The 24,301-nt window shown below is 72.0% G+C and carries 17 protein-coding genes; 10 read left to right on the top strand and 7 right to left on the bottom strand.

Annotated features, from left to right (window positions below; all coding sequences use genetic code 11):
- Window positions 1-4: 4 nt before the first annotated feature.
- The 3 genes from ACIGDI_RS42410 to ACIGDI_RS42420 form a co-directional block, all read right to left on the bottom strand.
- Window positions 5-1,525 (bottom strand): DUF5719 family protein, encoded by a 1,521-nt coding sequence (locus tag ACIGDI_RS42410; protein ID WP_399908125.1) that lies wholly within the window; start codon window positions 1,523-1,525, stop codon window positions 5-7.
- The gene (locus tag ACIGDI_RS42415) at window positions 1,522-5,166 is read right to left on the bottom strand and encodes a glycosyltransferase (protein ID WP_399908128.1); all 3,645 of its coding nucleotides are present in this window, start codon (window positions 5,164-5,166) and stop codon (window positions 1,522-1,524) included. Before ACIGDI_RS42415 ends, ACIGDI_RS42410 begins: the two co-directional genes overlap by 4 nt.
- 230 nt (window positions 5,167-5,396) lie before the next feature.
- Window positions 5,397-5,660 carry a WhiB family transcriptional regulator gene (locus ACIGDI_RS42420; protein WP_003975777.1) on the bottom strand — a complete coding sequence of 88 codons (264 nt, stop codon included), beginning with the start codon at window positions 5,658-5,660 and terminating at the stop codon, window positions 5,397-5,399.
- A gap of 669 nt (window positions 5,661-6,329) precedes the next feature.
- Here ACIGDI_RS42420 and ACIGDI_RS42425 point away from each other — a divergent pair.
- The 4 genes from ACIGDI_RS42425 to ACIGDI_RS42440 are packed head-to-tail and all read left to right on the top strand — an operon-like array spanning window position 6,330 to window position 10,213.
- A complete protein-coding gene (locus tag ACIGDI_RS42425; protein WP_399908130.1) occupies window positions 6,330-6,848 on the top strand; it encodes a cysteine dioxygenase in 519 nt (172 codons plus the stop codon).
- Between the two features lie 34 nt (window positions 6,849-6,882).
- Window positions 6,883-7,842 carry a 2-phospho-L-lactate transferase gene (gene cofD, locus ACIGDI_RS42430; RefSeq protein ID WP_399908133.1) on the top strand — a complete coding sequence of 320 codons (960 nt, stop codon included), beginning with the start codon at window positions 6,883-6,885 and terminating at the stop codon, window positions 7,840-7,842.
- Complete coding sequence (locus tag ACIGDI_RS42435; RefSeq protein ID WP_399908136.1) at window positions 7,839-9,149, top strand: coenzyme F420-0:L-glutamate ligase; 1,311 nt, start codon at window positions 7,839-7,841, stop codon at window positions 9,147-9,149. The genes cofD and ACIGDI_RS42435 overlap by 4 nt, the downstream gene beginning before the upstream one ends.
- Window positions 9,150-9,208: 59 nt before the next feature.
- Window positions 9,209-10,213 carry a DNA-3-methyladenine glycosylase family protein gene (locus ACIGDI_RS42440; protein ID WP_399908139.1) on the top strand — a complete coding sequence of 335 codons (1,005 nt, stop codon included), beginning with the start codon at window positions 9,209-9,211 and terminating at the stop codon, window positions 10,211-10,213.
- Between the two features lie 288 nt (window positions 10,214-10,501).
- On the opposite strand, the gene ACIGDI_RS42445 is transcribed toward ACIGDI_RS42440, so the two are convergent.
- Both ACIGDI_RS42445 and ACIGDI_RS42450 read right to left on the bottom strand, forming a co-directional pair.
- Window positions 10,502-11,584, bottom strand: coding sequence for a sugar phosphate nucleotidyltransferase (locus ACIGDI_RS42445; RefSeq protein ID WP_399908141.1), 1,083 nt, complete (start codon window positions 11,582-11,584; stop codon window positions 10,502-10,504).
- A 154-nt stretch (window positions 11,585-11,738) separates the two neighbouring features.
- The gene (locus ACIGDI_RS42450) at window positions 11,739-13,202 is read right to left on the bottom strand and encodes a peptidoglycan recognition protein (RefSeq protein ID WP_399908144.1); all 1,464 of its coding nucleotides are present in this window, start codon (window positions 13,200-13,202) and stop codon (window positions 11,739-11,741) included.
- A gap of 129 nt (window positions 13,203-13,331) precedes the next feature.
- Between ACIGDI_RS42450 and ACIGDI_RS42455 the strand changes: the two genes are divergently transcribed.
- From ACIGDI_RS42455 to ACIGDI_RS42475, 5 genes are all read left to right on the top strand, one after another.
- Entirely contained in the window at window positions 13,332-14,099 is a 768-nt protein-coding gene (locus ACIGDI_RS42455) for a TIGR03089 family protein (RefSeq protein ID WP_399908147.1), read from the top strand.
- Window positions 14,100-14,264: 165 nt separating this feature from the next.
- Complete coding sequence (locus tag ACIGDI_RS42460; RefSeq protein WP_399908150.1) at window positions 14,265-15,554, top strand: LCP family protein; 1,290 nt, start codon at window positions 14,265-14,267, stop codon at window positions 15,552-15,554.
- 226 nt (window positions 15,555-15,780) lie between these two features.
- Entirely contained in the window at window positions 15,781-17,505 is a 1,725-nt protein-coding gene (locus ACIGDI_RS42465) for an LCP family protein (RefSeq protein WP_399908153.1), read from the top strand.
- Between the two features lie 76 nt (window positions 17,506-17,581).
- Entirely contained in the window at window positions 17,582-19,231 is a 1,650-nt protein-coding gene (locus ACIGDI_RS42470) for an LCP family protein (protein ID WP_399908156.1), read from the top strand.
- A 273-nt stretch (window positions 19,232-19,504) separates the two neighbouring features.
- On the top strand, window positions 19,505-21,058 hold the full coding sequence (locus ACIGDI_RS42475) for an LCP family protein (protein ID WP_399908234.1): 1,554 nt from the start codon (window positions 19,505-19,507) through the stop codon (window positions 21,056-21,058).
- Window positions 21,059-21,086: 28 nt separating this feature from the next.
- On the opposite strand, the gene ACIGDI_RS42480 is transcribed toward ACIGDI_RS42475, so the two are convergent.
- A complete protein-coding gene (locus ACIGDI_RS42480) occupies window positions 21,087-22,115 on the bottom strand; it encodes a glycosyltransferase family 2 protein (protein WP_142152357.1) in 1,029 nt (342 codons plus the stop codon).
- A 127-nt stretch (window positions 22,116-22,242) separates the two neighbouring features.
- Here ACIGDI_RS42480 and ACIGDI_RS42485 point away from each other — a divergent pair, with 127 nt between their 5' ends.
- Window positions 22,243-23,718, top strand: coding sequence for an LCP family protein (locus ACIGDI_RS42485; protein ID WP_399908159.1), 1,476 nt, complete (start codon window positions 22,243-22,245; stop codon window positions 23,716-23,718).
- 18 nt (window positions 23,719-23,736) lie between these two features.
- Here the strand turns inward: ACIGDI_RS42485 and ACIGDI_RS42490 are convergent, their stop codons facing one another.
- Window positions 23,737-24,294 (bottom strand): acyl-CoA thioesterase, encoded by a 558-nt coding sequence (locus tag ACIGDI_RS42490; RefSeq protein ID WP_234492086.1) that lies wholly within the window; start codon window positions 24,292-24,294, stop codon window positions 23,737-23,739.
- Window positions 24,295-24,301 lie beyond the last annotated feature (7 nt).

The following is a 24,301-nucleotide window of genomic DNA, read 5'->3' on the forward strand; positions in this document are numbered from 1 at the left end:
GCGCTCACTTCTGCAGGACGGAGAGGTCCTCGTCCGCCTGCGGCACCGACACCAGCCCCCGGTCGTCCGGCAGCGTCTGGATCGTGAAGCCGGGGACGCCGCCCTCCGTGGCCGACAGGGTCCGGGACGCGTACACCGGGCCGCCCGAGAGCGTCTCGACCGTCAACGCGTACGTGCCCTTCGCGCCGTTCGGCACCGGGGCGTCGACGTCCTGGGTGGTACCGGCCTTGACGGTGTACGTCTTCGACACCGCCGAGCCGCCGTCGCTGCCGGCGGACGCGGTGACCTTCACCCGGGCGGTGCGGGTCGGCGCCGTGATCGACAGGGTGGAGCCCTTGCCGCTGTTGTCCGCCGACGTCGCGCGCGTGCCGACCGGGGCGGTGGCCGGGAGGAACGCCGTCTCCTGCTTGCCGGGCTTGCCGCGTACGACCTTCAGCGCCGCCACGACCGGCACCGACCGGCCCGTGGGGGTCAGGACCAGCGAGCCGGCCTCGCCGCGGGTGACGGCACCGAGGTCGACCGCGCTGGTCATCCCCGCCTTGACGTGCAGCGTCTCGTTGCCGGCGGGCGTGATCAGCCCGGACGGGGAGGTGAGGCGCACCTTCAGGTCGGCGTCCGCGTCGCCCGGCGTGAAGGCGATCAGACGGACCGACGTGGCGTCCTTGGGGATGCCGGGCATGACGAGGCTGCCCGCCCCGTCGTCGGCGGCGGCCAGCCAGTCGCCGCCCGTCTTGTCGTCCAGGGCCTGCACGGCGGCGCCCACCCGCCCGCTGCGCACGTTCACGTGCACGGTGAGGTCGGTCTGCTTCTCGTCGGTCAGCGTGGACAGCAGGACCGGGTCGCTGGAGTGCGGTGCGACGGTGATGCCCTCCCCCACCGTCGACTTCAGGGCACCGTCCTTGCCGTAGAGCTCGATGTCGACGACGGCGGCCGAGTCGTCCGGGTTGGTCAGGTGGACGTAGTCGGTGCGGTCGGCGACCGTGCTGGCGCCCGGGAACCAGAACTCCGTGTCCGGCGCGGTGCAGTTGACGCCCTGCAGACCGCGCCCGGTGCCCGCCGCGACCTCGGTGGTCTCCTGCACCGCCCAGCCCGGCGCGAACTTGCCCTCGGCGGTGCCGATCAGCGCGGGCGTGTCGGCGCCGGAGGTGTCGCCCGTGACCGGGGTGCCGGGCTCCTTGGGCGTGAGGACCGGCTTGTCGGCCGTCTTCTTGCCTTTGCCCTTCTTGTCCTTCGTGCCCTTGCCGCCGCTCGTCGCACCGTCCGACTGCTCGGTCGCGGCCTGGAGTTCGGCCTTGCCGTCGCCCGCCGTGCCCTTGGTGAGGGGCGTGTACGAGGTGTACGCCGTGTCGGCGAGGTCGGAGGCGCTGGGCGCCGGGCACAGCAACGTGGTGCGTTCCACGGGCAGTTCGGCGGCCGCCTTGGCGGTGTTCGCGCCGGAGGCGCCCGGCGCGGTGAGCGAGGCGACGCCCGTGATGGCGGCGAGGGCGGCCGTGCCGGCGAACAGGGAGAGGGTGGTGCGGTTCACTGCTGACTCCCGTCGGGGCGCTCAGGGGCGTGCGGGTGCTGCTGCTGCGCCGGGTCGTACGCGGGGTCGTAGCCCTGCTGCTGATAGGCCGTCGGGTCGTACGTCTGGTCGTACCCTCCCTGGGAGTCGCCGTAGGCGTACGGGTCGTACTGGCCGCCCTGGTACGGGTTCGCCTGGTACGTCTGGTCGTACGCGCCCGCCGGGTACTGCTGGGCGTCCTGGTACTGCTCGTTGCCGTAGGGGTCGTACGCGGCGCCCTGGTAGCTCGTCCGGTCCCAGTCGCCGTACGACTGCTGCGGGACCGCGACCGGTGCCTCCTCCGCGGGAGGGGCCGGGAACTCCTCCTCCGGCGCGCCTTCCTCGGCCTCCGACTGGGCGCGCAGGCGGCGGGCGCGGCGGCCCTCGCCCACGACGGGCTGGGCGGGGATCGCCGGCTCCTCGGGGAGATCGTCGTCGACGTCGCGCCGACGGCCGGGCAGGGCCATGACGACGAGGACGACGGCGAGGAGGCCCTGCGCCCACAGCCAGGCGGTGTGGGTGACCGGCTCGTCGTAGGTGACGTCCAGCCTGCCTCCGGAGGCGGGCAGTTCGAAGCCCTGGGCCCAGCCGTCGACGGTTTTGCGGGTGAGCGGCCTGCCGTCCAGGGTGGCCGTCCAGCCCTCGGAGGCGGTGTCGGCCAGCCGCAGGACGCGGCCGTCGGCTCCGGCCGGGACGGTGGTGTGGATGTCGACGGGGCCGGCGGCCACGGGCTGCGGGGTGCCGGAGCCCGAGGCGGTCACGATCGTCGCGCGGGCGACCTCCTGGTCGACCCGCCACAGGGCGCTGCCGTCCTGCTGGCTGAGGCGGGACAGGCCCGGGGTGGCGTCCAGGACGCGGGTGACCTCGCGGGGGGCGCCCTTGTGGACCAGGACGTAGCGCACGGCGAACTTGCCGAGCTGGTCGGACTGGTCGGCGCCGGAGCCGGCGACCAGGTTGGCGACGACCTTGTCGAGCGCGCTGTTCTCGCCGTCGGCCGCTGCGGCCTCGGCGTCGCCCAGGCGGGCGCCGGAGCCGCGGACCAGGGTGTAGCCGACGCGGGCGGCGGAGTCGCTGTCCAGGACAAGGGTGCGGGCCTGGTCGCTGGTGCCGCTCTCCTCGGCGACGAACGCGGGCACCTGTGTGGGGTCGCGTCGTTCCACCGGTCCGTCGGCGCCGCGGATCATCCAGCCCGCAGCGACCAGCAGCGGGCCGGCGAGCGAGGCGAAGGCGATCAGCGCGGCCACCGGCTGGCGCCAGCCGAAGCTCTGCTCGGCCACGCGCGCGCGTGCGCCGTCGGCACCGAGTGCGGCGGCGGCGAGCAGGGCGATGCCGTAGACGAGGGTGGCCGGACCGGCCCAGGTGGACCGGTTGGACAGCACGGCGAAGACCAGACCCACCAGCGCGACCGCCCAGGCCGTCCGGATCGCGGACTGGCGTTCCGAGCGCATCAGGGCGGCCAGCGCGGCCAGCACGACGCCGATCAGCATCAGCCCGTCGACCGTGCCCGGCCCGCCGGGGCTCATGCCGAGCAGGTCGAGCGCGCCGGCGGCCGAGGGGCCGTAGTCGAGTCCGGCCTGCTTGAAGAAGCCGAACGGCAGCAGTGTCAGCGACCAGGGCGCGAGCACCAGGAGGGGCGAGCCGAGCTGGGCCAGGAAGCGCAGGCCGTAGGCGGTGATGTCGGCTCGGCGCAGCACCAGCACCGCGATGCCGAGGATCAGCGCGATCGGCCACACGATCGGCGTGAAGGCCGTGGTGATGGTCAGCAGCAGTGCGTACGCCCAGGTGGCACGCCAGCTGCCGCGGGCTCCCGAGGCGTTCGTGGTACCGCTCGCGGCGATGCCCGCGCGCGCGATGAGCGGCAGCAGGACGGCGAGGACGGCGGTGCCGATGCGGCCGCCGGCGAGCGCGCCGGTGGCGGCGGGCAGGAAGGCGTAGACCACGGCCGCCCAGGCGCGCAGCAGGCGCGACTCGACGAGCGGGCGGGAGGCGAAGTAGGCGGTGAAGCCGGCCAGGGGCACCGAGCAGACCGTCAGGACCGTCACCGCGAGTCCGGTCGAGCCGAACAGCACGGAGGCCAGCGTCGCCACGATCGCCAGGTACGGCGGCGCGGACGGGGTGCCGCCGGCGCCTACGGCGTGCCAGGAGTCGGTGTAGCGCGACCACAGCTCGCTCGCGTCGGCCGGGGCGGGCAGCAGGGCGCCGCCCGCGAGCGCGCCGCCGCCGAGCAGGGCGCGGCAGGCGACGAGGGAGACGAACAGCAGCACCAGGAAGAGCATCGGGCCGGGCTTGCGGGCGATGCGCTTGAGCCGGGCGAACTGCTCGATCTCCAGGAAGTCGGCGTCGTCGCCGCCCGGCCCGGACTCGACGGCACCGCCGTGCCGTCCGGCACCGGAGGCGGCGTCGGCGTCGGAGTCGCTGAAGAAGTTGCCCGCGACCTGTTCGACGGTGGCCCGCACGGTCGCGCCGGGCGGCGGGAACAGGGCGCGCAGTTCTCCCTTGTCGATCTGCGGGGCGCCGCGCCTGCGCCGCCCGGCGATGATCCGTTCGGGCCGCAGCAGGGTGCCCAGCAGGCCGCGGATCTCGTCGACGGCCTGTCCGGGGACCTTGCCGACGAGATAGGCGAGGGTGCGCAGGAGCGTGCCGAGCACGACGCGCAGCAGCACCCACGGCAGCGCGGCCGTTCGCGAGTTGACGAACAGGGTGTAGACGGCGCCGGCCTTGTCGACCATGTGCGGGGAGGCGGCGCTGCGGCCCACGCAGTCGACGGTACGGCGTTCCCGGGAGGCGGCCTCGGCGTGCCGTACGACCGCCTCGGGGGCGATGAGGACGCGCAGTCCGGCGGCGGTGGCGCGCCAGCAGAGGTCCACGTCGTCGCGCATCAGCGGCAGCCGCTTGTCGAAGCCGCCGAGCCGCTCGAAGACGTCGCGCCGGATCAGCATGCCGGCGGTGGACACCGACAGCACCGGGCGGACGTGGTCGTGCTGGCCCTGGTCCTGCTCGCGGCGGTCCAGGCCGGTCCAGCGGCGGCCGGAGTGGGCGATGGAGACACCGACCTCCAGCAACTGCCGTCTGTCGTACCAGCCGCGCAGTTTGGGGCCGACGACGGCCACGTCGTCGCGGCCGAGTTCCAGTTCGTTCTCCACGACCCGCAGCAGCTGGGCCAGGGCGTCGGGGTCCGGGGCGCAGTCGTCGTGCAGCAGCCACAGCCACTGGACCGGCTCACCGTGCGGCAGCTCGGGCAGGTCGTAGGCGTCGTCGCGCCAGGTGCGCGTGACGGGGTCCCAGCCGCTCGGCCGCTTCAGGTACGGCAGCTCCTCGGGGGTCAGCACGGGCGCGGTCCGCACCGCTTCCTCGACGGCCTGGCCGAAGCCGGTGCGGCGGGCGAGGTGCAGCACGCGGTCGGCGCCGAGGGCGTCGGTGACCAGCTGGGCGGAGGCGTCCGCGCTGCCGGTGTCGGCCGCCACCACGTTCTGGACGGGGCGCTCCTGGCCGAGCAGCCCGGTGAGCGCGTCGGGCAGCCAGCGGGCGCCGTCGTGGGAGACGAGCACCGCCGTCACCACGTGACGCGGGAACTCTGGAGTGGCAGCGGGGTTGTGGGCTGCCGTGTGGCTGTGCACGGACATCGAGGTACGGGCCCCGGTTCGATGGACTGCGGTGGACGTCTGTGCCCCGTGGGGGCGGCGAGGCGTCTCGGACGAGCGACCACACTATCGGGAGAACCAAAAGGGGCGGCGCGAAGCGCCTCGTTGAGGGGCGGCGACCGGGGTACGGATGGGCATGGGGGCGGCCCGCCGCCTGTGGACAAGCCACCTGCGACGGGCCGTTGATGACGTACGGAACGGGAGATACGGGGTCAGACGGCCGCCTTCTTCAGCCTGCGCCGCTCACGCTCGGACAGACCGCCCCAGATGCCGAAGCGCTCGTCGTTGGCGAGGGCGTACTCGAGGCACTCGGAGCGCACCTCGCAGGCGAGGCAGACCTTCTTGGCCTCCCGGGTGGAGCCGCCCTTCTCGGGGAAGAAGGACTCGGGGTCGGTCTGGGCGCACAGCGCGCGCTCCTGCCAGCCGAGTTCCTCGTCCGCGTCGTCGACCAGCAGTTGCTGCACCAGCTCGGTCATGTGCGCCCCTCGTCTGTCTTTCGCGTCCCCGTGATGTAGCCGTTACCGATTCCGGCTGAACGACACGAGTGAAATTACAAGTGTGCTGCTCCGGGCGAGTCAAGCCGAGATCTGCTATTGGGCCCCTTATTCACTCTGCGGAACCAAGGCCATGCGGAAAGTGTTCAAATCGGCATAAACCTTGACATGCAGATGAGGCCCGGGAGGGCCTTGGACCCGTTGCAGAGCCTGTACGGGAAAGGACGCCCGGATGTTCGATCCCGTTCCACGCGCCCCACGAAGCAACCCGGATCACGTTCGGATCACGGGATGGCAACGAGGCCTGAGCGCGCGGTTGTGCGCCTTGTGTCCCGGTCCCCCTCTGAACAAACCTTTCATCACCCAGATGGACCGGATGAGGTGAAACCCGTCCCACATACCGGGTGTCGAGTTGACAGTGAAGGTGTGAACCGGTGTCCTTGTGGGCATGCTCGCGAACTCGGCACTCACCTCGACCCGCACCGCCGGGTCCCACGGTGCTGCCCGCGCTCGCTGTAGCTGTTGCTGTTCCAGCTGTTGAGCCTGCCCGATCGCTCCAGCTGAGACCGAGTCGCCCCGCGGCTCGGTTTCGTGTTTCTCCCCCGCTGCTCGTTCCCTCTGACCTTCTTTCACCGAGGAACCACCGCACCCATGAACAGCGACAACGACCTCCAGATCGCCGGCGACATCCTCGAGGTCCAGCATCTGCTGCAGCCGCCGCGCGAGCACCCCGCCACCGTGGCCGAGTTCGTGGGGCTCGCCCGCTCCGTCGCCGCGGACCGCTCCGAGTGGGAGCACCTCGTCCGCTACGACGCCACGACCCGCTGGTACCACCGGCTGCGTACGGGTCCCGGCTACGAGGTGTGGCTGCTGTCCTGGGTGCCGGGCCAGGGCAGCGGACTGCACGACCACGGGCGTTCGTCGGGCGTGCTGACGGTGCTGGAGGGGACGCTGACCGAGCGGACCGAGCGGGGCACGCGCGCGCTGGCGGCCGGGGCGCAGCGTGTGTTCGCCCCGGGCTATGTGCACGAGGTCGTCAACGACACGCTGGAGCCGGCCATAAGCCTGCACATCTACTACCCCGGCCTGACCGACATGCCGATGCACGCGTCCCCGCACTGCGAGGCCCGGACCGAGCCGGCGGCGCGGACCCGGCCGGTGACTGCCTGACGCGTTGTCGTACCCGCCTGCAACACTGAGAGACATGCGCATCGTGGTTCTGGCAGGCGGCATCGGTGGTGCCCGGTTCCTGCGCGGTCTGAAGAAGGCCGCGCCGGACGCGGACATCACCGTCATCGGCAACACCGGGGACGACATCCACCTCTTCGGGCTGAAGGTCTGCCCGGACCTCGACACGGTGATGTACACGCTCGGCGGCGGCATCAACGAGGAACAGGGCTGGGGACGGGCCGACGAGACCTTCCATCTGAAGGAGGAGCTCGGGGCGTACGGCGTGGGCCCGGAGTGGTTCGGGCTCGGCGACCGCGACTTCGCCACGCACATCGTGCGGACCCAGATGATCGGCGCCGGATATCCGCTCAGCGCGGTGACGCAGGCGCTGTGCGACCGGTGGAAGCCGGGCGTACGGCTGATCCCGATGACCGACGACCGTGTCGAGACACATGTGGCCGTGGAGGTCGACGGGGAGCGCAAGGCGGTCCACTTCCAGGAGTACTGGGTGCGGCTGCGGGCCTCGGTGCCGGCCGAGGCGGTGGTGCCGGTGGGCGCCGAGCAGGCGAAGCCGGCGCCGGGCGTGCTGGAGGCGATCGCCGAGGCGGACGTCGTGCTGTTCCCGCCGTCGAACCCGGTCGTGTCGGTGGGCACCATCCTCGCCGTGCCCGGCATCCGCGAGGCGATCGCGGAGGCCGGGGTGCCGGTGGTGGGCCTGTCCCCCATCGTCGGGGACGCGCCCGTGCGCGGCATGGCCGACAAGGTGCTCGCGGCCGTCGGAGTGGAGTCGAGTGCCGCCGCGGTGGCCGAGCACTACGGCTCCGGACTGCTCGACGGCTGGCTCGTCGACACCCGGGACGCGGACGCCGTGCAGCGCGTGGAGGCGGCGGGCATCCGGTGCCGCGCGGTGCCGCTGATGATGACCGACGTGGACACGACCGCGCGGATGGCGCAGGAGGCGCTGACGCTGGCCGAGGAGGTGCTGGCGTCTTGAGCGCAGCGTCTGCCGACGGGTACCGCGTCTGGGCCGTGCCGGGACTGCCCGAGGTGCAGCGCGGGGACGACCTCGCCAAGCTGATCGCCGACGCCGAGCCGGGACTGGCCGACGGGGACGTGCTGCTGGTCACCTCGAAGATCGTCTCCAAGGCCGAGGGGCGCCTCGTCGCGGCCGACGACCGGGAGGCCGCGATCGACGCCGAGACCGTGCGCGTCGTGGCACGGCGCGGGACGCTCCGCATCGTCGAGAACCGGCAGGGCCTGGTCATGGCCGCGGCCGGGGTCGACGCCTCCAACACCCCCGCCGGCACCGTGCTGCTGCTGCCCGAGGACCCGGACGCCTCCGCCCGCGCGATCCGCGACGGCCTGCGGGACGCCCTCGGCGTGCGGGTGGGCGTCGTCGTCACGGACACCTTCGGGCGGCCATGGCGCGCGGGCCTCACCGATGTCGCGATCGGCGCCGCCGGGGTGCGGGTGCTGGACGATCTGCGCGGGGGCACGGACGCGTACGGCAATCAGCTGGGCGCGACCGTCGTGGCCACGGCCGACGAACTGGCCGCCGCCGGTGACCTGGTCAAGGGCAAGGCGGCCGGCAGGCCGGTCGCCGTCGTGCGCGGGCTGCCGCACGTCGTGGCCGACGAGGACGGGGAGGGGGCGCGGGCCATGGTGCGCGGTGCGCGCGACGACATGTTCCGTCTGGGGACCTCGGAGGCGGTACGGGAGGCGGTGGCCCAGCGTCGTACCGTACGGGCGTTCACCGACGAACCCGTCGACGCCGGCGCCGTGCGGCGGGCGGTCGCGCTGGCGGTCACCGCGCCGGCCCCGCATCACACGACACCGTGGCGGTTCGTACTGCTGGAGTCGCAGGAGTCGCGGGTCCGACTGCTGGACGCCATGCGGGAGGCGTGGATCAGCGATCTGCGGCGCGACGGCAAGAGCGAGGAGTCCATCGCCAAGCGGGTGCGGCGCGGCGACGTGCTGCGCAACGCGCCGTATCTGGTTGTGCCGTGCCTGGTGATGGACGGGTCGCACACGTACGGGGACGCGCGGCGGGACGCGGCCGAGCGGGAGATGTTCGTGGTCGCCGCGGGCGCCGGTGTGCAGAACTTCCTGGTCGCGCTGGCCGGGGAGCGGCTGGGGTCGGCGTGGGTGTCGTCGACGATGTTCTGCCGGGACGTGGTGCGCGAGGTGCTGGGACTGCCCGAGGGCTGGGACCCGATGGGAGCGGTGGCGGTGGGGCATCCGGCGGAGGAACCGAGGCCCCGGCCGGCCCGGGAAGCGGACGCTTTCATCGAGGTGCGGTGACGGGCGGGTGGCTGCGCCTACCCTCATGAGGACACCCAGGGACCTCTAGGACATCTTTCGTGGCAGGACGGTTTTCTCCGCGGCCCACTCGTACGACCGTGCGGGGCGGGCATGTCGGCGTGCCCGCGGCGGTGCCCCGGCAGGCCGAGGCGGGTGGACGGGTACGGACCGTGGTGCCCGACGGGCCGCTCGACCTCGGGCTGGTGCTGGGACCGCTGCGGCGCGGGCCCGGCGATCCGACGTTCCGGGCCATGCCCGACGGCTCGGTGTGGCGGGCCACTCTCACGCCCCTCGGGCCCGGGACGCTGCGGGTCTCCGTGGCGGGCGGGGCCGTGCGCGGGGAGGCCTGGGGGCCCGGGGCCGAGTGGCTGCTGGACCGGTTGCCGGAGCTGCTGGGCGGTGCCGACGAGCCGGAGGCGTTCGTGCCCCGGCACCGGGTGGTGGCTTCGGCGTGGCACCGGCGGCGGGGGCTGCGGCTGACGCGGACCGGGCTGGTGCTGGAGTCGTTGATCCCGTCCGTGCTGGAACAGAAGGTCACGACCGACGAGGCGTATCGGGCGTGGCGGTTGTTGGTGCGGAAGTTCGGCGAGCCGGCGCCCGGGCCCGCGGCCGGGGGGCGGCTGTGGGTGATGCCGGCGCCGCGGACGTGGGCGTTGATCCCGTCGTGGGAGTGGCATCGGGCCGGGGTCGACAACAAGCGGGCGTCGACGATCCTGCGGGCCGTTCGGGTGGCGGGGCGGCTGGAGGAGGCCGTCGGGATGTCGCCCGAGAAGGCGCAGGCGCGGTTGGAGGTCGTGCCGGGGATCGGGCCGTGGACGTCGGCGGAGGTCGTGCAGCGCAGTCATGGGGCGGCGGATGCGGTGACCGTGGGGGATCTGCATCTGCCGGGGATCGTGGGGTGGGCGCTTGCCGGGGATCGGGATGCGGATGACGGCGTCATGCTGAAGCTGCTGGAGCCTTATGCCGGGCAGCGGCATCGGGCGGCTCGGTTGATTCTGCTGAGTGGGCGGGTGCCGGCTCGGAGGGCTCCGAAGATGCCTCGCGGGGACATCGGGAAGTTGTGAGGGGTGGGGTGGCAGGGGGCTTCGGCCCTTGTCGGTGCCCCACCAGGGGGCTCCGCCCCCTGGACCCCCGTCGGCCCTGAACGGGCCTCGTCCTCAAACGCCGGACGGGCTGGAGATGCGGGCCTGCGCCCAGCCGGAACCGCCGGATGGGCTGAATGACACCCGCCCGCGCCCAGCCGAACCGCCAGACCGGCTGAATGACGCGGCCCGCGCCGAACCCGGACGAGCTGAAGGACGCCCGCCCGCGCACAGCCAAAGCGCGCCCAGCCGCGCCCAGCCGTGCCGTATCTACTGGTCCGATGAGAAGCGGACCGCCCCCGCTGGGATTCGGGCGTCGCACCAGACGCGGACTCCGTCGCGGAGTTCGTTGTCGGGGCCGATGATCGCGCCGTCGCCGATGACCGTGCCGGTGAGGACGGAGCGTTCGCCGACGCGGGCGCGGGTGCCGATGAGGGAGTCGGTGATGACCGCGCCGGGTTCGATGACGGCGCCGGGCAGGATGGTCGAGCCGAAGACGCGGGCGCCCTCGGCGACGAAGGCGCCCTCGCCGACGACCGTGCCGCCGGTCAGCTTGGCGTCGGGGGCGACCGTGGCCGTGGGCAGGACGAGGCGGTCGCCGCAGCGGCCGGGGACGGCGGGCGACGGGGCGCGGCCGAGGACCAGGTCCGCCGAGCCCCGTACGAAGGCGGCCGGGGTGCCGAGGTCCAGCCAGTAGGTGGAGTCGACCATGCCCTGGAGGTGGGCTCCGGCGGACAGGAGACCGGGGAACGTCTCGCGTTCCACCGAGACCGGGCGGCCCGCCGGGATCGTGTCGATCACCGAGCGGCGGAAGACGTAGGCCCCGGCGTTGATCTGGTCGGTGACGATCTCCTCGGGGGTCTGCGGCTTCTCCAGGAAGGCGAGGACGCGGCCGGTGTCGTCGGTGGGGACCAGGCCGTAGGCGCGCGGGTCCGTGACCTTCGTCAGGTGGAGGGAGACGTCCGCGCCGGAGCTCTGGTGGGTGCGCACCAGCCGGCGGATGTCCAGCCCGGTCAGGATGTCGCCGTTGAAGATCAGCACCGGGTCGTCCGGGCCGGAGTGGAGGCGGGCGGCGACGTTGCGGATGGCGCCGCCCGTGCCCAGGGGCTCCTCCTCGGTCACGTACTCGATGTGCAGACCCATCGAGGAGCCGTCGCCGAAGTACGGTTCGAAGACGTCGGCCAGGTAGGAGGTGGCGAGGACGATGTGCTCCACGCCCGCCGCTCTGGCTCTCGCCAGTTGGTGTGTGAGGAAGGGGACACCCGCCGCCCGGACCATGGGCTTCGGCGTGTGCACCGTGAGCGGACGCAGCCGCGTTCCCTTGCCGCCGACCAGGAGGATCGCTTCTGTCACCTGTCGTCTCTGCTTCCTGCCGGGACCGGCCGAAATGTCCTTCGGCCGGCCAGTGTATGCAGATCGTCGTGCGACGCCTTCGACGGCTCGGCGGCGTTTCGTGGTTCCGCCCCTCGTCCCCCGACGGCGGTGAATGCGACCCTCTGGTCCCGCCTCACCTGCCCTGGTAGCGGGCGGCGGTCGTGCGGGCGGTGCCCAGCTTGCGGTAGAGCTGCCGGCCCGGGCAGTCCGTGGCGAAACCGTCACGATGTCCGGAGATCACATTCAGGCGTACGTTCTTTCCCTTTCGGTAGAGATTGCCACCGCCCGACTTCAGATATGTCTTGCCACGCGGGTTGGCTCCGTACAGACCGAGCTTCCAGGCGGTGAGCCGGGCGATGGCCTTGAGGACCGCGGCCGGCGGCTTCGCGGAACCGAAGGTTCCGAGGACCGCGATCCCCATGCTGTTGGTGTTGAACCCGAGGGTGTGCGCGCCCAGTACCGGCTTGGCCACGCCCCCGGCCCGGCCCTCGTAGATGGTTCCGCACTTGTCGACGAGGAAGTTGTAGCCGATGTCGCGCCAGCCCATGCTCCTGACGTGGTAGCGGTAGATACCGCGGATGACCGAGGCCGCCTGCGAACAGCGGTACCCGTTGCCCGAGGCCGTGTGGTGCACGAAGGCCGCCTTGACCTTCTTCGTGTAGACGAACCCCCGCTCGCGCAGGCTCTCGTCGGCGCCCCAGCCGCGGCGCGTGATGATGCGCGGGCGCGGGCCGATGAAGGGGTTGGTCCGCTGGACCTCCGTCAACTCGGCGCCCCGCAGGGTGCGTTGTTCGCTCTCCGTCGCCGCCCTGCCGAGCGCCGGGATCTCCGTGGCGCCGAGCGGGGCGAGTTCGGCGTTGGCGGCGGAGGCGGTCAGCGATTCGGCCGACTCGGCGCCGAGGCCGCGGTCGCCGGGGGCGTCGGCGGTGTCGGCCTCGATGCCGCTCTGGGCGTGCGGGGGCACGGCCCGCGGCGCGGTCTGCGGGCCGGGGTCCACGAGTTCGAGGCGGAGTCCGGCGGGGAGCGCGGTGAAGGCGGTCACGGTGCGGGCGCCGCGGGCGGTGTCGTCCGTACGGCGTTCGCCCTCGGCGCGGACGCGGACGTCGACGCCGTCGGAATCGCCGACCCACAGCGGTGCGGTGGAGCCGCGGACGTGTCCGGAGGTGCGCTCGGCGGCGTCCGGGTCGGCGGCGTCGTCGTTGTGGGTCTGCAGGTCCTGCCAGCCGGACCAGGTGCCGGTGCCGGCCGCGCGGGTGCGGACCTGGACGCGGCCGTGCAGCGTGACGTCCGGATCGTTCCAGACGACGCCGACGAGGGAGAAGTTCCGAACGTGGTCGCGGGACAGGCCCTGTTCGGGGACGGCCGGGCCGATGGCGCGGTCGCGGGTGAGGGGGGCGAGGGGGAGGGACTGGGTGCTGCCGGGGACGGCGGAGCGGTCCTGGGCGGACTGGCGGACCGCCGTCGGCGCGGGTCTGGCTCCGCTGTTCGCTCCGCTCGGCGACGCCGCGACCGCGGGCGGGGCGAGCGGGAGGACGAGGGCGGCCGCGCAGGTGACGCCGATCGAGGAGGCGAGGGAGGAGGCAAGGAATCCACGCATGTCCCTGATGTTGGACATGGTCATATTTGTCTGTCCATTCGGAAGCTGACGGGCCGTCGGCTCCCGTTCCGCCGAACCGGTGGTGCCGCCGCGCGCCGCGCCGGGCGGTGCCCGCGTACGCTTGCGCGGGTGAACGCCACCGATCGCACCCCCGCCGACCTGCTGTCTTCCGCGCTCGCCGCCGATCCCGGACGCCCTCTGGTGACCTTCTACGACGACGCCACGGGCGAGCGTGTCGAACTGTCCGTGGCCACCTTCGCCAATTGGGTGGCCAAGACCGCGAATCTCCTCCAGGGCGACCTCGCGGCCTCGCCGGGCGACCGGGTCGCCCTGCTGCTGCCGGCGCACTGGCAGACGGCGGTGTGGTTGCTGGCGTGCGCGTCGGTGGGGGTCGTGGCGGACATGGACGGGAACGCGGCCGCGGCCGACGTCGTGGTGAGCGGGCCCGACACGCTGGAGGCCGCGCGGGCGTGCCGGGGTGAGCGGGTCGCGCTCGCGCTCCGGCCGCTGGGCGGGCGGTTCCCGCAGACCCCGGAGGGTTTCGTCGACTACGCCGTCGAGGTGCCGGGGCAGGGCGACCGGTTCGCGCCGTTCGCTCCGGTGGACCCCGCGGAGCCCGCGCTGATCGTGGCCGGGCGGGAGTTCGGCGCGGCCGAGGTCGTGGAGCGGGCCCGGGAGGAGGCGACGGGGCTGGGGCTCACCGGGCCCGGCTGCCGGATCCTGTCGGGGCTGTCGTACGACACCTGGGACGGGCTGAACGCCGGGCTGTACGGGCCGCTCGCCACCGGGGGGTCCGTGGTGCTGTGCCGGAATCTGGACCGGCTGGGCGAGGAGGCTCTGGCCAAGCGGATCGAGAGTGAGCGGGTGAGCGCGGTGCGGCGCGCGGACGGCGGCTGAGCGTCGAGGGGCGGCCGCGGTCGTCCGTGACCGGTCACGCGGTTCCTCACACCCCTGAGGCGTCGCGGTCACCCGTTCGGATCAGCCTGGCCCGCCTCCCCCACCCCTTCCGGTGCATGGTCGTAGCAGCACTACGTCCGTACGCCATGAGGGGTGGGCCGGCCCGTGAGCGACACCGCACGCACCCTCGGGCCCGGCGCCGGCGCGTCCGCCACCGGCCGGGGGCTCGCACGGCGGCGTCGGCGGCGGTGGCTGCGGGCCGGCGGACTCGGCGTCGCGCTGGCGATGCTGGCCGCCGCCGGGGCCGGATGGGCGGTGTACGCGAAGCTGGACGGGAACATCACGGCCGACGACGCGGCCGCCGCCGAGCTGGCGCGGTACGAGAAGGAGCGGCCCACCGCGCTCGTCAAGGACGCGCAGAACATCCTGCTGATCGGGTCGGACTCGCGGTCGGGGGACGGCAACTCGCGCTACGGGCGGGACTCCGGGACCGAGCGGTCCGACACGACGATCCTGCTGCATCTGGCGGCGGGGCGGCGGACCGTCACCGCCATGTCGCTCCCGCGCGACCTGATGGTGGACGTGCCCTCCTGTCTGCGCCCGGACGGGACCCGGTCCGAGCCCGCGTTCACGATGTTCAACTCCGCCTTCGCGACGGGCGGTTCGGCCTGCACCATCCGGACCGTGGAGCAGTTGACGGACATCCGTATCGACCATCACGTGGTGGTCGACTTCCAGGGCTTCAAGGAGATGGTCGACGCGGTCGACGGGGTGCGGGTGTGCCTGGCGGAGCCGATCGACGACAAGGCCGCCAAGCTGAGGCTGCCGGCCGGGCGCGTGACGCTCGACGGTGAGCAGGCCCTGGGATACGTCCGGGCGCGCAAGACGCTCGGGGACGGCAGCGACACCGAGCGGATGGACCGTCAGCAGCAGTTCCTCGGCGCCCTGGTCAACAAGGTGCGCGGCAACGACGTCCTGCTCAACCCGGTCAAGCTCTATCCCGTGCTGGACGCCGCCACGTCGTCCCTGACGACCGATCCGGCCCTGGCGAGCCTGCGCGGGCTGTACGACCTCGTGCGCGGGCTGCGTGACGTCCCGGCGGAGAATGTGCGGTTCCTCACCGTCCCGCGGGAGTCGTACGCCTACGACACCAACCGCGACCAACTGGTGGAGCCCGAGGCGCAGAAGCTGTTCGAGCGGCTGCGCGCGGACCTGCCGGTCCGGGTCGCCAAGGAGGTCCCGGCGGAAGCCCCGGAGGAACTTCCACAGGAATCCCCCGCAAAAAGCGGCAATTCGACTGCCGGGAGCGGGACGCCCCAAGACCCGTACAACTACGGGGAGTACGGATACCGCGACGGAAAGTCCGAGGGAAACGGACCCGGGTACCCGTCGAACGGAGTTTCTCCCGCGCCCACGTTCCGGGGGAACTCGGCCGCAGAGGACGCCTGTAGGTAAAGCGATCACCAAATCACCGCACTTATGTCCGAGAAAAAGGGCGAATTGCCCTGCCCTTGGGCGTGGAATTTCTCACCGCCGTCACTGCGCGCTGAACAGGGCGGATAGTGTGAGCGGTCCGGTGCATCCCGCCGCGAGGTCCGTCCTGGCGTCGAGCACTGTGAGACCGAGACCGAGCGCCTTGAGGGGGGAAGGCGCCGCGCCCCGACGGAGGATTCGGACAATCGTGGACGCGACAGGCCGTGGGCGGGCGGACGACATCGATCCCGCAGACCAGTGGGTGCTCAATCCGAACACCGGTGAATACGAACTGCGACTGAGCCCTTCCGCTCCGCAGTCGGGAGTGCCCGGTCCGCGCCGGGCGGCCTCACGTTCCGCGGGCGGTGCCGTGCGCAGTCGTACGGCCGCCCCCGAGCGCGCGCCGGGCCGTGACGTTCCGCCGCCGCGCCGTCGTCGCGGGGTGCCCGAGGAGCCGTTGCCGGGCCGGCGCGGGCGCCGGCCGGTGAAGAAGAGCAAGGCGAAGAAGGTCCTGCTGTGGACGGGCGGCACGATGGCCTTCGTGCTGGTCGCCGCCGCCGGCGGCGCCTACCTCTACATCAAGCACCTCAACGACAACATCACGGCCGTCTCCGACGACGGCGCGAGCACCGGTGGCTTCAGCAAGGGCAAGGCCATCAACATCCTGCTGATCGGCACCGACAAGCGCACCGGCAAGGGCAACACGAAGTACGGCGACAAGGACAGCGTCGGGCACGCCGACACCACGATCCTGCTGCACGTCTCCAAGGACCGCTCCAACGCGACGGCGCTGAGCATCCCGCGCGACCTGATCACCGACATCCCGGACTGCCCGACCAAGCTGGCCGACGGCACCGAGAAGGTCATCACCGGCACGGACAACGTCCGCTTCAACACCAGCCTCGGCCAGGACGACCGCACGCCCAGCTGCACCGCGCGCACGGTCACGGAGCTGACCGGGATCACCCCGGACAACTTCATGGTCGCCGACTTCAACGCGGTCAAGACGCTCACCACCGCGGTCGGCGGCGTCGACGTGTGCCTCGGCAAGGACATCAACGACCCCGACTCGCATCTGAACCTGAAGAAGGGCATGCGGCACATCCAGGGCGAGACCGCGCTGGCCTTCGTGCGCACCCGGCACGCGGTCGGCTTCGGCGGCGACCTGAGCCGGATCACCCTGCAGCAGCAGTTCCTCAGCGCGCTGATGCGGAAGCTGAAGTCGAACGACACGCTCACCGACCCGTCGAAGATGCTGAAGATCGCCGAGGCGGGCACCAAGGCGCTGACGGTCGACTCCAACCTCGACAGCATCGGCAAGCTGAAGGATCTCGGCCTGGAGCTCGGCAAGCTCAACCCGAAGAACCTGACGTTCACCACCGTGCCGGTGATCGACAACCCGGCCGAGAAGGTGAAGGCGACGGTCGTGCTGAAGCCGGGCGCGGCTCAGCAGGTCTTCGACGCCATCAAGAACGACGTCTCCTTCACCGCCGTCAAGGCGCAGAAGAAGAAGGAGGCGGCGGCCGCCGCCGCCCGTCTCAAGGGCAGCAAGTCCGACGCCTCCGAGGTGCGGGTGCGCATCCTCAACGGCGGGGCCGACGCGGGCAGCGCGCAGGCCGAGCTCAGCTACCTGCAGAACGACGCGGGCGTGCTGAAGTCCGAGAACGCGGGCAACGCGGACGCCTCCCAGGCGAAGACCACCCTCGAGTACGCCCCCGACCAGGCCGACCAGGCCCGCCGGCTGGCCGCCATCCTCGGCCTGTCCGGCTCGGCGCTGAAGCCGGGCAAGAGCGTGACCAACGACCAGGGGCTGCCGACGATGACGCTGACCCTGGGCAAGGACTTCCCGGGGGCGGGGGAGAAGTTCACCGCGTCGTCCAAGGCGCCGGACGTCGACAAGACGACGGCCGACAAGGTTGAGTGCGCCAAGTGACCTGACGGGCCTGTCGTGCGTCTAACAGGACGCATGGCAGGCCCGTTTGACGGCGCAAGGGTGGGGAGGACGGGGAATGACGCAGAGCAGTGTGCGTGGGGAGGGAACGCGACCGGGGGTCCGGCCGGCTTTCGGCGGCCAGGAGGCCACCGAGGGCGCGGACGGCTCGGGCAGATCGGGGACGGGGGCGACGGGGGAAGGCGGACACCGCAGGGGCGGGCCGCGGCGGGGGCGGCGGGTGCTGCGCTGGTCGGCGGTCACGCTGTCGGTGCTGATACTCGGCACGGCCGGCGCCGGTTACCTGTACTACGAACACCTCAACGGCAACATCCACAAGGGCCAGCGCAGCAGCGGCGACGCCAAGGCGCTGAAGTCCAAGGCGAACGCGGCCGGTCAGACGCCGCTGAACATCCTGCTGATCGGTTCGGACAGCCGTAACTCCGACGAGAACGTCAAGCTGGGCGGAGCCAGGTACGACCGCGGCAGCCCGCCGCTGGGCGATGTGCAGATGCTCATCCACCTCTCCGCGGACCGCAAGAGCGCCGCGATGGTGAGCATCCCGCGGGACACCCGGGTCGACATCCCCAAGTGCACCGACCCCAAGACGGGCAAGGTCTACCCGCCGACCAACCGCATCATCAACGAGTCGCTGGCCCGCGGCGGCGCCGGCTGCACGCTGGCCACCTGGGAGAACCTCACCGGCGTCTACATCGACCACTGGATGACGATCGACTTCTCGGGCGTGGTGCGCATGGCCGACGCCATCGGCGGCGTCGACGTGTGCGTCAGGCAGAACGTGTGGGACCACCCGACGGCCGCGGTGCCCGGCGGTTCCGGACTGAAGCTGACGGAGGGCACCCACAAGGTCCAGGGCAAGCAGGCCCTGCAGTGGCTGCGCACCCGGCACGCCTGGGGCAGCGACCTGATGCGGGCCCGCGCCCAGCACATGTACCTGAACTCGATGATCCGCAAGCTGAAGGGCCAGAACGTCTTCACCGACACCGGCCGGCTGATGGACCTGGCCGAGGCGGCCACCAAGTCGCTGTCGGTGTCCGAGGAGATCGGCACCGTCAAGAAGCTGTACGACCTGGGCATGCAGCTGAAGTCGGTGCCCACCGACCGCATCACCTCGGTGACGATGCCCAACGTCCAGGACCCGCAGAACACCGACCACGTGGTGCCGAACGGCGCGAGCGCCGACCGGCTGTGGCAGATGCTCCGCGACGACGTGCCCCTCGACGACAAGGGCAAGGCGTCGGGTTCGAAGAAGACGTCCGCCAAATCCGTTGCCACCAAGGCCCCTTCGGCCCCGGACGCCCAGATCGGCGTCCTGGTGCAGAACGCCACCCGCAGCTCCACGCTGGGCCCGGTCAGCGGCCGCGCGGGTGTCATCGCCCAGGAGCTGGTGGCGAAAGGGTTCAGCAGGGCGTCCAAGGACGCCTCGGCGGGCCTGTCCGAGGACACCACGGTCGTGCGCTACCCGAGCGCCGACCTGGAGGGTGACGCCCAGCGGGTCGCCAAGTCGCTGGGTATCCCGCTGAGTTCGGTGAAGCGGTCCACGGATGTGTCCGGTGTCACCGTCGTCGTCGGCGCCGACTGGCGCGACGGCACGGCGTATCCGAAGCAGTCCGCGCCCAAGGCGGGTCAACTGCCCAGCGGCACCGACGCTATCAACGGCTCGGACAAGAGTCAGTGCATGGACGTGTACGCGCCCTACCGCTGGTAGGCGGCCTTCGGTCCACCGCCGGACCGGTCGAGGCCTCAAGGGGTCGAGGCCTCAAGGGCAACCTCTCGGGCCCGTCGTATGTCTCCAGGACGTACGGCGGGCCCGTGCCGTGGGGACGGCGGGTGCGTCGACCGGGATTCACATGGTGACCCACAGCTGAAACCAAGCTGTCTGCAGAATGATGAGGCGCGCTCACGTCCGAGGGCCCGGGGCGCAGGGGTGGGAAAGGACAGGGAGTTGGCGCAGAGCAGCGTTCCCGCGGTCGAGGACACGATGTCCCTCACGCCGCAGGACACAGACGTACGTCCCGGAGGTCGCCACGACCGTGGTGGCCGCGGGCGCCGCAGACACCGGATACTGCGCTGGTCGGCGACGGTCCTGGCGGTGGTGACAGTCGGCACGGCGGGCGCCGGCTACCTCTACTACCAGCACCTCAACGACAACCTCCGCAAGGACGACCTCAACATCGGGGACAAGGACGACCGCGCGGCCGCGCCGAAGGCCAACTCCGCCGGACAGACCCCGCTGAACATCCTGCTGATCGGCTCCGACGCCCGCGACTCCAAGGAGAACCAGAAGCTCGGCGGCGCGAAGGACACGTACAACACCGCCCCGCGCGCGGACGTCCAGATGCTGCTGCACGTCTCCGCGGACCGCACCAACATGTCGGTCGTGAGCATGCCCCGCGACACCCTGCTCGACATCCCCGAGTGCACCGACCCGGACACCGGAAAGACGTACGCCGCGTCGACCTCGACGATGACCAACGCCTCCCTGGAGCGCGGCGGCCCCGGCTGCACGGTGGCCACCTGGGAGAAGCTCACCGACATCCACATCGACCACTTCATCATGGTCGACTTCGCGGGCGTGGTCTCCATGGCGGACGCCGTGGGCGGCGTCCCGGTCTGCGTGGACGCCGACGTCTACTCGCACACCTCCTCCGGCCACGGCTCCGGCCTGAAGCTGAGGAAGGGCACCACCTCCGTCAAGGGCAAGCAGGCCCTGCAGTGGCTGCGCACCCGCTACGGCTTCGAGGACGGCAGCGACATCGCGCGCACCAAGGCCCAGCACATGTACATGAACTCGATGGTCCGCCGGCTGCGCGCCAACGCCACGCTCAGCAACCCGGGCAAGCTGCGCGCGCTCGCCGAGACCGCCACCGAGGCGCTGACGGTCGACGACGGCCTCGGCAGCGTCGCCAAGCTCTACGACCTGAGCAAGGAGCTGAAGAAGGTCCCCACCGAGCGCATCACCATGACGACGATGCCCTGGGTGTACTCCTCCGACGGCAACCGGGTGCTGCCCAGGCCCACCGACGCGGCGAAGCTGTTCCGGCTGGTGCGCGAGGACATCGCGCTGGACGGCAAGGACAAGAAGAAGACCACGACGGCCACGGCCACCGCGGAGCCGGCCGACACCGACGACAAGATCGCCGTACAGGTGCAGAACGGCACGCGCACCAGCACCCTCGCCCCCGTGAGCGGGCGGGCGGGCACGGTCGCCCGCCTGCTCGTCGGCAAGGGCTTCGAGGAGGCCGTGGCGGACTCCTCCACGCTGCTCGGCCGGGACGAGACGGTGATCCGCTACCCCGACGCCGACCTGGAGGGCGACGCCCAGCGGGTCGCCAAGGCGCTCGGCATCCCGGCCGACCAGGTGAAGAAGTCCACGGACGTCGACGGCGTCACCCTGGTCGTCGGCGCCGACTGGCGCTCCGGCACGAAGTACACCTCGGCGGACGACGACGACACGACACCGAAGTCGGCGGGCGCCCTCAACGGCGCGGACACCAAGGCCTGCATGCACGTCGACCCGGACTACACCTGGTAGTCCGGGCCCGAGTGAGGCTCGCGGGTGCTCAGTCGGCGGTGAGCACCGCGGGCCGCCGCGACGCGATGACCTTCCTGGCCAGCGATTTCGGGCTGGTCAGGAAGCCCCAGCCCCAGCACATGTGCATGGTGGCGAGGGCCACCGGGATCTGCAGCCGGGCCTTCAGCGGCAGCCCCTTGCCCGCCGGGATCGACCCGAGGACGATCGCCGCGAGATAGCCGCCGGGGACGACGAAGCCCCAGGGCGTCACCAGGGCGCCCACCAGGACGCCCGCCGCGATCGCGAGGACCGCCGTCGGCGGGGCCAGGTAGCGCAGGTTGATGGAGCCCTCGTGGTAGCGGGCGACGACGTGCCGCCAACGGCCGTAGTCCTTGTACTGCTTGGCCAGCGCCTTCACGCTCGGCCGCGGCCGGTACGACACCCGCAGCTCGGGCGAGAACCAGATCAGCCCGCCGGCCTCCCGGATGCGGAAGTTCAGCTCCCAGTCCTGGGCCCGGATGAACTCCTCGTTGTACCCGCCCTGCCGCTCCAGCGCCTCGCGCCGGAAGACGCCGAGGTAGACCGTCTCGGCCTGCTGCGCCTCGCCACCGGTGTGGAAGGCCGCGTTGCCGACGCCGATCTTCGAGGTCATCGCGGCGGCGACGGCGTGCTCCCAGTCGTTCTCGCCCTCGGCGTGCATGATGCCGCCGACGTTCTGCGCGCCGGTCTCCTGCAACAGCCGTACGGCGGTGGCGATGTAGTTCGGCGAGAGCATGCCGTGGCCGTCGACGCGGACCACGATCGGGTGCCGGGAGGCCTTGATCGCCGCGTTGAGGGCGGCGGGGGTGCGGCCGGTGGGATTGGGGACGGTGTGGACGCGCGGGTCCTCCCGTACGAGCTCGGCGGCGATCTCGTCCGTGCGGTCCGTGGACGGACCGAGGGCGATCACGACCTCCATCTCGCCGGCGTACTCCTGCGCGAGGATCGCTTGGACGGCTCCGCGCAGATGCCGTTCCTCGTCGAGGACGGGCATGATCACAGACACGGCGGGGAGCTGCACGTCGGAATTGGCGTTCATCGGTGCTCACGTTACCGCGAACGGGGGACAGCTCCGCGCCCCGCCGGGGCGGCGGACCGGGCCGCAGATCATATCGGCCTACGGTGCTCACGATCCCACGTACGGCCGTAGCCCGGAGGTGTCCCCCATGCCCACGCAGCCCCGGTCCGCCGCCCCCGCCCGCCCACAGCGCCGCACCCAGCCGCCCCGCACCCCGCAGCAGCGCGGCGGCGGCGCACCGCGGCCCCCCGTGCGCCGCAAGAAGCCGCGCTGGGCCATGCGGGCGGTGACGACCCTCTCCGTCGTCGTCCTCGCCTCGGCCGGGATCGGGCACGCGGTGGTCACCAGCCTCGACGCGGACATCGCCCGCGTGGACCCCTTCAAGGACATGAAGAACCGCCCGCGGGCCGGTAACGGCATGAACGTCCTGCTGGTCGGCACGGACGGCCGCGACCGGATCACCGCGCAGGAGCGGCACCGGTACCACCTGGGCGGCGCGCCCTGCCACTGCACCGACACGATGATGATCGTGCACATCTCGGAGGGCCGGGAGCGGGCGAGCGTGGTGAGCCTGCCGCGCGACTCCTACACGCAGGTGCCGAACGCCGACGGCGAGGGCACCCACCCGATCAAGCTCAACGCGGCGTACGCGGAGGGCGGCCCCAACCTCACCGTGCGGACCGTCGAGAACATGACCCACGTGAAGATCGACCACTATCTGGAGGTCGACTTCACCAGCTTCATGAGGACGGTCGACGTACTGGGCGGGGTCAAGATCTGCACCACCGAACCCCTCAAGGACACCTACACCGGCCTCGACCTGCCCGCCGGCACCCACACCCTGATGGGTGGCCAGGCCCTGCAGTACGTCCGCGCCCGGCACGTCGACGGCGCCTCCGACCTGGGCCGCATGAAGCGCCAGCAGCGCTTCCTGGCCGCCCTCGTCGAACGGGCGACGTCTTCCGGGATCCTGCTGAACCCCATGAAGTTCCGGGACGTGACCCGGGCCGTGCTGGGCTCGGTCCGGGCGGACAAGGGCTTCGGCACGGACGAACTCCTCGACCTCGGCCGCGCGATGCGCGACTTCTCCCCCTCTTCCTCGGAGTTCACCACGGTCCCCATCGGGCAGATGGGATACGCCGTCAAGGGCATCGGCTCGACCCTGAAGTGGGACACCGCCAAGGCCGACGCCCTGTTCGCCGACCTCCGGGACGACAAGCCCCTGACCGTGCGCCGCGCCGCCGGCGCCAAGGTGGTCCGCGTGGAGGTCGCCCCCGGGCAGATCCGGGTGCAGGTCGAGAACGGCACCGCCACCGAGGGCCTCGGGCGCCGCGTGGACGCCGCCCTGGCCGGCGCCGGCTTCAGCACGACCCACACGCCGGCGAACGCGGCCGACCGCAAGGTCGCCCGCACGGTCGTCGCCTACGACCCCCGATGGGACCGCTCGGCCAGGTCGCTGGCGGCCGCGCTGCCCGGCAGCGAACTGCGGGCCGTCAAGGGACAGGGGCCGACGCTGAAGGTGATCGCCGGGGCCGACTTCAAGGGCGTGCAGAAGGTACGGGCGCAGGACGCGACCCAGGGCCGCTTCGAGACCGTGACCGGGGACCAGGTGGTGTGCTCGTAACAGGGTCCGGCGCACGGATCAGTCGTCCAGGCCCTCCGCCGCCCGCTTCTCCCGCAGCTCCATGATCGCCCGGCGGCGGGCCAGCCGGTGGGTGCGGCGGATCTGGGCCTCCTGGTAGCGGCGCCTGTCCTTCTCCGTCTCCGGGAGGACGGGCGGTACCCGGCGGGGCTTGCCGTCGGCGTCGACGGCGGCGAAGACGAGGTAGGCGGAACCGACCTGGGTGGGCGGGGTGGACTCGTTCCAGCGCTCGGCGAGCACGCGGACGCCGACCTCCATGGAGGTCCGGCCGGTCCAGTTGACCTGCGCCTTGACGTGCACCAGGTCGCCGACGCGGACCGGCTCCAGGAACGCCATCTCGTCCATGGACGCGGTCACCGCGGGGCCTCCGCTGTGCCGGCCGGCCACGGCACCCGCCGCGTCGTCGACGAGCTTCATGATCACACCGCCGTGCACCGTGCCCAGCAGGTTGGTGTCGTTGTGGGTCATGATGTGGCTGAGCGTGGTCCGGGACGCCGAGGTGGGCTTGCCCGGGATGCCCGAGGTGTCCGATTCCGTGGCCGTGGCCTGGTCTGTCATGGCGTCC

The organism is Streptomyces sp. NPDC085900 (genome assembly GCF_044540925.1).
GTDB classification, from domain to species: domain Bacteria; phylum Actinomycetota; class Actinomycetes; order Streptomycetales; family Streptomycetaceae; genus Streptomyces; species Streptomyces gilvifuscus.